The sequence below is a fragment of the Anaerolineae bacterium genome, from assembly GCA_014360855.1.
Taxonomy (GTDB): domain Bacteria; phylum Chloroflexota; class Anaerolineae; order JACIWP01; family JACIWP01; genus JACIWP01.
This window is the reverse complement of the sequence record JACIWP010000226.1, coordinates 1-4,909: the sequence shown is the minus strand read 5'-3', so window position 1 is coordinate 4,909 and position 4,909 is coordinate 1. Positions and strand designations below refer to the sequence as shown.

7 protein-coding genes and 1 riboswitch are annotated in these 4,909 nt (G+C 63.8%); of the genes, 5 read left to right on the top strand and 2 right to left on the bottom strand.

All coding sequences use genetic code 11. The features are described 5' to 3' along the window. A partial coding sequence (gene cobT / locus H5T60_11525) for a nicotinate-nucleotide--dimethylbenzimidazole phosphoribosyltransferase (GenBank protein MBC7243063.1) occupies positions 1 to 1,027 on the bottom strand: 1,027 nt, incomplete at its 3' end. A 132-nt stretch (positions 1,028 to 1,159) separates the two neighbouring features. Then, positions 1,160 to 1,297: riboswitch (cobalamin riboswitch) on the bottom strand. A gap of 191 nt (positions 1,298 to 1,488) precedes the next feature. On the opposite strand from cobT, the gene rplU reads away from it, so the two are divergent. The 4 genes from rplU (at position 1,489) to H5T60_11505 (ending at position 3,105) form a co-directional block, all read left to right on the top strand. Further along, a complete protein-coding gene (rplU, locus tag H5T60_11520) occupies positions 1,489 to 1,800 on the top strand; it encodes a 50S ribosomal protein L21 (GenBank protein ID MBC7243062.1) in 312 nt (103 codons plus the stop codon). A 31-nt stretch (positions 1,801 to 1,831) separates the two neighbouring features. Continuing rightward, entirely contained in the window at positions 1,832 to 2,095 is a 264-nt protein-coding gene (rpmA, locus tag H5T60_11515; GenBank protein MBC7243061.1) for a 50S ribosomal protein L27, read from the top strand. Positions 2,096 to 2,097: 2 nt separating this feature from the next. After that, positions 2,098 to 2,358: a 50S ribosomal protein L31 gene (gene rpmE / locus H5T60_11510; GenBank protein ID MBC7243060.1), complete on the top strand. Its 261-nt coding sequence runs from the start codon at positions 2,098 to 2,100 to the stop codon at positions 2,356 to 2,358. A gap of 126 nt (positions 2,359 to 2,484) precedes the next feature. Further along, the gene (locus H5T60_11505) at positions 2,485 to 3,105 is read left to right on the top strand and encodes a thymidine kinase (protein MBC7243059.1); all 621 of its coding nucleotides are present in this window, start codon (positions 2,485 to 2,487) and stop codon (positions 3,103 to 3,105) included. Positions 3,106 to 3,150: 45 nt separating this feature from the next. Here the strand turns inward: H5T60_11505 and H5T60_11500 are convergent, their stop codons facing one another. Beyond that, positions 3,151 to 3,996, bottom strand: a complete 846-nt coding sequence (locus H5T60_11500; protein ID MBC7243058.1) for an MBL fold metallo-hydrolase — start codon at positions 3,994 to 3,996, stop codon at positions 3,151 to 3,153. A gap of 251 nt (positions 3,997 to 4,247) precedes the next feature. Between H5T60_11500 and H5T60_11495 the strand changes: the two genes are divergently transcribed. Then, a partial coding sequence (locus H5T60_11495) for a zinc ABC transporter substrate-binding protein (GenBank protein ID MBC7243057.1) occupies positions 4,248 to 4,909 on the top strand: 662 nt, incomplete at its 3' end.

The following is a 4,909-nucleotide window of genomic DNA, read 5'->3' as shown; positions in this document are numbered from 1 at the left end:
TGAACGTGGCCATCTCGTCCAGTATCTTGCAGGCCGCTTCGATAATCCCCATGGCCAGGACGGCGCCCGTGCCCTCCCCCAAGCGCATGTCCAGGTCCAGGATCGGCTCCAGTCCCAGGTGCGAGAGCATGGCCGCATGGCCGGGTTCGGCGGAGCAGTGGCCGGCGAAGCAGTAGGCCTTGGCCGGCGGGCACAGATGTAGGGCAATGAGCGCGCCGGCTGTGGAAATAAACCCGTCAATGACCACGGGGATGCGCAGGGCGGCGGCGCCCAGGATGACGCCGGCGATGGTGCCGATCTCAAACCCGCCCACTTTGGCCAGCACGTCAATGGGATCGCCGGCGTCGGGGCGGTTCACCTTCAGGGCACGCTCGATGGTGGCGATTTTGCGCCGGAGGCCGGCGCCGTCCACTCCGGTGCCGCGGCCGGCCAGTTCCGCCGGCGAACGGCCGGTGAAGACCGCCGCGATGGCGGTGGAGGGCGTCGTATTACCGATGCCCATATCGCCGGTGGCGACGATGTCCAGGCCGCGCGCCCGCTCCTCCTCTACCAGGCGAATGCCGGTCTCGATCGCCTGGAGGGCCTGCTGGCGGGTCATGGCCGGCCCCTCGGCGATGTTGGCAGTGCCGCGGGCAATCTTGCAAGAGCGCAGTTCGGGATGCGCCGGCAGGTCGCCGGCCACGCCGGCGTCCACCACCACGACGCGCGCCCCCACGTGTCGCGCCAGCACGTTGATGGCCGCGCCGTTATGCAGAAAGTTCAGCACCATCTGGGCAGTGACCTCCTGCGGGTAGGCGCTGACGCCGGCGGCGGCCACGCCGTGATCGGCGGCGACGGTGATGACGGCCTTATCGCGCAGGCGCGGGCGGGGACAGCCGGTGATGCCGGCCACCTGGATGGCGATGGCCTCCAGCCGCCCCAGACTGCCGGCCGGCTTGGTGAGCTGATTCTGCCGCTCCGCCGCCTGGCGCTGGGCCTCCTGATGCAGTGGGCCAATCTGGTCGAGGATTGTGGCGAGCCTGGACATAGTGATACCTCTCCTGAAAAGATGTGGGTGTGCGAGGGGCTGGCCCCCACTGGTACCCGGCGAGCCGGAGGCAAAAAAAGACCCCTGCCGGCATAGGGGTCGTGAAGCGCGACCCTGTTGCCTTTACCGCGAAGGCTCAGGGCAGAGAGTGGTCCCGGGCGACCTGGCTTACCGCTGGAAGCGGATCACAGTTGCGGGACAGCGCCGGCCTCTCACCGGACTTCCCCCGGTTTGCTCCACCTTGGGAGCTCCACCCCCCACACCGTATGCGATTGTGCGCGCACTATACCACGGCGCGGTGCGGTTGTCAAACGGCTTGTCGGGGCGGGCCGGCCGTACAGCGGGGCAACCATAAGGCCCACCGCGTACCCCCTGCCCGCGAAATTTGACAAACCCGCGCTCTGCCCCTATAATGTCCCTTCGTCAGTAGGGCAGAAACCAGGTACCCTTGGAGGATATACATGTTCGCGGTCATCCAAACCGGCGGCAAGCAACTGCAGGTGGAGCCGGGGCAAACCGTCCTGGTGGAGAAGCTCCCCGTCGCGGAAGGGGATGAGGTCATATTCGACCAGGTGCTGATGGTGGGCGATGAAAATCAGGTCCGGCTGGGCACTCCGGTGGTCGAAGGTGCGCGCGTCGTGGGCAAGGTGCTGACGCAGGGGCGCTATCGCAAGGTTATTGTCTTCAAGTACATCCCCAAGAAGCGCGTGCGCCGCAAGAAGGGGCATCGTCAGCCGTTCACGCAGGTGCTGATCGAGCGGATCGAGGCCTAGCCGGCGGGCATACATGAGGAGGTAATGGATTATGGCACACAAAAAGGGAACGGGTTCCAGCCGCAACGGGCGCGACAGCGAGGGCAAGCGCCTGGGCGTCAAGCGATTCGATGGGCAGTTGGTGCGCGCCGGCACCATTATCGTGCGCCAGCGCGGCACCCGCTTCGCGCCGGGCAATAACGTCGGCCTGGGCAAGGATTACACCATCTATGCCCTGATTGACGGCTATGTGAAATTCGAGCATGCCTCCCGCGACAAAAAGCGGGTGAGCGTGTATCCGGAGAAGGTGGCATAACTATGCGCAAGAACATTCATCCGAAGTACTATTCCGAGGCGACAGTGATCTGCGCCTGCGGCAATACGTTCAAGGTCGGTTCGACCAAAGAGATTATCCGCACCGACGTGTGCTCCCAGTGCCACCCCTTCTTCACGGGCGAACAGCGCATCGTGGACACCGCCGGCCAGGTGGAGCGTTTCATGCGCCGGCTGGAGCGGCGGGATGCCAAGCGCGGCGAGAAAGGCATTGCCGAGCCGGCAGCAGGTGAGGCCGGCAAGTAAGCGCTGTGCCGGCGGGGATGACTGCTGGGTAACGTTCCTCGTCCATAAAGGGGCAGACAGTTTCCTGCCCCTTTTTCTTTTTGCGCCTTCACGGCACCCCATGACCTCATCTCGAAGGAGAGGGAAATGCAGGGCGAATTCAGGGATGGCTCGATCGAGGTCATCTGCGGCAGTATGTTCAGCGGCAAGACCGAGGAACTGCTCCGTCGCATCCGCCGTGCGGAGATCGCGCGCCAGAAGGTCCAGCTCTTCAAGCACAGCCTGGATAACCGCTTCCACGTCACCCGCGTCACCTCGCACAACGGCATCCATCGGGAAGCCCTCGTCATCCAGGAGGCTCGGCAGATCCTGGAACTGCTGGAGCCGGATACCGATGTGGTGGCTATTGACGAGGTACAGTTCTTCGACTGGCAGATCGCGGAGGTCTGCAATCAGCTGGCCGACCAGGGGATTCGGGTCATCGTCGCCGGCCTGGACATGGATTTCCGCGGGGAGCCGTTCGGGCCGATGCCGCTGTTGATGGCCATCGCCGAGCGCGTGGATAAGCTGAACGCCATTTGCGTGAAATGCGGCCGGCCCGCCAGCAGAACCCAACGCCTGATTGACGGGCGGCCGGCGTGGTACGATGACCCGGTCATCATGGTGGGTGCCAGCGAGGTGTATGAAGCCCGCTGTCGCTTCTGCCACGAGGTGCCCCGCCGGCCGGATGCGGAGGCCTCGCAAGGGCATGAAAAACAGGTCGGCTGAATTCCTATCAGCCGCCCTGTTTCATTTTCGGGGAAGCCGGCGTCCTCAGCCGGCGCGGCGTAGCTTTTCCTTTTGGAAGGAGCGGTACAGGTACAGCAGGTTGGCGCGGTGAAGCTCCTGGGCCATGCCGCCCAGCGGCACCCGCGACAGGCCGGCCTTCTCCACATCCCACGATAACAGTTCGCGTTCGGACGCGCCCTTCGACACGGCGTTGTGCACGAAACTGCGCACCTTTTTCAGGTAATTGATGGCGGCTTCCAGCGTCTCGGGGATCTCGCCGCGCAGGAGGACCCCGCCGTGTCCCTGCACGATGCTCTCCAGGTTCAGGGACTGCACCTTTTGGAGGGTGGCGAGCATCTGGTTCAGGTCCCCGCCGACGATATAGGGCACCGGCAGGACGGCATCGCCGGCGAACAGTATTTTCTCTTCTTCGATATACACCATGGTGCAGTCGGAGGAATGGCCGGGGGCATGGATCAGCTCTATATTGTAATCGGCCAGACGGATGGCAGCCCTGCCCCGATAGGTGATATCGGGCAGGCGCAGTCGCACCTCCCGAAGTTCCGGGGTTTCCTGTTTGGCTTCCTCCAGAGCCTGTTCCCCAACGCGCTCCAGCATGGCGCGTGTCTCCTCATGGGCGATGATGGGGATGCCCTCGAAGAGGTAATTACCGTAGATATGGTCGGCGTGGAAGTGGGTGTTCACCACCCAGCGGATGCCGGCGGTGCAGTTGCGCCGCGCGAACTCGTACATCTGGCGGCTTTCGGATGGGAAGGGCAGAGTATCGATCACCACACAGCCTTGGGGCGTTATGATGAGGCCGGCGGCCACTTCCAGGTAGCGACTGCTGGTGAAAACGTAGATGGTCTCAGCGACGCGCTCGCGCAGCATATATCCTCCAACCCAAGGGGCGGGGAGATGTCATATATCAGTTCACGGTCAAGATATCACAAACGCGGGCAGATGTCAAGCATTTTGGGATATTTCCCGGGATCAGATTGGTGCTTTGAACGGACGAAGGTCATTCCCGGGGCGGCTGTTACCTGGCGGGAGCGGCGCGCTCTCGGGGATTAATTTGCCGTGCAGTAGGAAAAAGCTTACAATAGAAAATGTCCTGATGCATCCAAGGAGGTCCTGTACGTATGGCACGCATTCCGCTGAGGCTGGTGGTACTGATGGCGCTGTTGGGTCTGGTCCTGGCCGGCTGTGGAACTGCGCCGGCTGACCAGCCGTTGAGCGCCGGCCCTCGTGTGGTGGCTACCACGAATATTATCGGGGATGTGGTGGCGCATGTCGCCGGCGGGCATGTCCAGCTCACCGTGCTGATGGGACCGGGGGTGGATCCCCACACCTACACCCCGACGCCGCGCGATGTTGCCGCGGTGCACGACGCTCAGCTCATCTTTGTGAACGGCGCCGGCCTGGAGACCTTCTTAGAGCCTCTGCTCCAACAGGCCGGCGGACAGGCGCGCCTGGTGGACCTGAGCCAGGGAATAGACCTTCTGCCGGCGGAGCATGTGGAGGAAGAGGCCGGGCATGCCGGCGAGGGGGAATATGACCCGCATATCTGGCTCAGCGTGCCAAATGTGATGCGGTGGGTGGACACCATCGCGGCGGCCCTCTCGGAGGCGGATCCGGCGCACGCCGGGGCATATCGCTCGCAGGCGGCGGCCTACCGCCAGGAACTGGAGGCGCTGGATGCCTGGATCCGTCAGCAAGTGGCCGGCGTGCCCCCCGAACGCCGCAAGCTGGTGACCAATCACCCGGCGTTCGGCTACTTCGCCAGGGAGTACGGGTTCGAGCA